Origin of the sequence: Rhizorhabdus histidinilytica (genome assembly GCF_900167915.1) — a bacterium.
Lineage (GTDB): Bacteria > Pseudomonadota > Alphaproteobacteria > Sphingomonadales > Sphingomonadaceae > Rhizorhabdus > Rhizorhabdus histidinilytica.
Window position 1 is genome coordinate 1 of the sequence record NZ_FUYM01000052.1, and the last position, 1,477, is coordinate 1,477.

The 1,477-nt window shown below is 63.0% G+C and carries 3 protein-coding genes; all 3 read right to left on the reverse strand.

The genetic code is table 11. The features are described 5' to 3' along the window. Window positions 1-415, reverse strand: a 415-nt coding sequence (locus B5X82_RS26105; protein ID WP_079640340.1) for a hypothetical protein, incomplete at its 3' end; no start/stop codon positions are given. A gap of 208 nt (window positions 416-623) precedes the next feature. Continuing rightward, window positions 624-1,022 (reverse strand): type II toxin-antitoxin system VapC family toxin, encoded by a 399-nt coding sequence (locus B5X82_RS26110; RefSeq protein ID WP_197672744.1) that lies wholly within the window; start codon window positions 1,020-1,022, stop codon window positions 624-626. Window positions 1,023-1,033: 11 nt separating this feature from the next. Beyond that, window positions 1,034-1,477: antitoxin (locus B5X82_RS27190; RefSeq protein WP_235862807.1), on the reverse strand; the 444-nt coding region annotated here is incomplete at its 5' end.

Genomic DNA, 1,477 nt, shown 5'->3' on the forward strand with positions numbered 1-1,477 from the left:
GTCCCAACGGGTCGGGCCGCGTCGCGAGCAACGCACCCATGACGATGTCGTCGATACGGTCCCGGTCGACCGCGGGGGCACGGCCGTCGTCGTAGCGGACCGGCGGCGCGAAACCGGCTTCGACCCAGCTGGCGAGACCGTCCTGGGCGGCCTCGACATAGGCCGCGACCGAGGGATCGCGACGATAAGCGCCCGCATCGACCTTGAGACCGAGCGTGCGATAGATGCCGAAGTCGTGCCGGTTGGTGATAAAGACGAGGGCACACCCGTCCGGGGGCGGGCCGAAGCGGGCGATGACGGCGGCCCGATAGGCGGCGACCTCAAGCCGGTTGAGGCGCTCGAAGTCGGGGGTGTGGCCGAGCTGCGCGCAATCCTCGTGTCCGGGCGCGCCGCCGAGGTCGATGATGTCGGACATGGCCTTCTCCTGTTGCGTGAACACAAAGGCACACCCCCCTCCTCTCTCCGGCCATGAGGTCAATGGACGGCAAAGGCCCCCCGATCCGCTATGGAGCTGAAGGTCATCTCAAGGGTTAGGGTCGATCGCGAAGCGTGTGGCGGCGGCCCGCCGCTGGAGCGAGCCGATGCGCTAGACGAAAGCCATGCGGTGATTGCCCGGCATCCGGTCAATGAAGGTCGGCGATCCAGTTCTCGACTTTGAGTGCGCGTATCCGCGAGAAGTCTGTGATATTCGCGGTCACCAGCACCGCTTCCAGGGCATAGGCATGGGCAGCGATGAACCAGTCATTTGGCCCGATAGGCTTGCCGGCTGCTTCCAGCTCTGCGCGAATACCGGCATATTCAGTGTCGGCGGGGACATCGAGGGCAAGGATCTGGAGGCTGTCCAGAATGGCCTCGATCTGCGCCAGCAGCCGCGGCGAACCCGCTCTGGCGCAGCCGTAGCGGAGTTCCGCCGCGGTGATGATGCTGACACAGATCGCATCCGGGCCCACTTCGGCGATGCGTGCGGCAACCGATCCTTGCGGATTGCGGGCAAGCTCGGAGACGGTATTGGTGTCGAGCATATAGAGCCCGCTCACAGGTCGATGGCCTTTATCGGGAGCAATGTGTCCTCGACATCGGGAAACTGATCATCGGGCCCGAGCGGCTGCAGGGATGCGAGGACTTCCAGAAGATTCTTGCGGCGTACCGGTTCGATAATGAGGCGGTCGCCATCGCGATGGATCATCACGCGGTCACCCGGAAGTTCGAAATCGGCAGGGATGCGCAGAGCCTGACTCTTGTTGTTCCGGAACAGTTTGGCTTCTCGTGGAGGGACGGAAACTGCTTTTTTCCGGGCCATATCGACCTCCTTTGCATATGCATGAACATATGCATTGTACTGGGGAAATGTCAAGATTGTAGCCCATGCCGGGTGTTGCCGTACCTGCGCGGCGACAACTACGATGGCCGGTTGAGCGGCGACTATGATGGCCGGTAGGATCGGTTGTCTGGTCTGATCGTAGGGAGGGGCGCAGCC

What these genes read in the sequence shown, in the direction of transcription:
- B5X82_RS26110 (WP_197672744.1), bottom strand. Translation starts at nt 1,022, where the DNA reads ATGCTCGACACCAATACCGTCTCCGAGCTTGCCCGCAATCCGCAAGGA.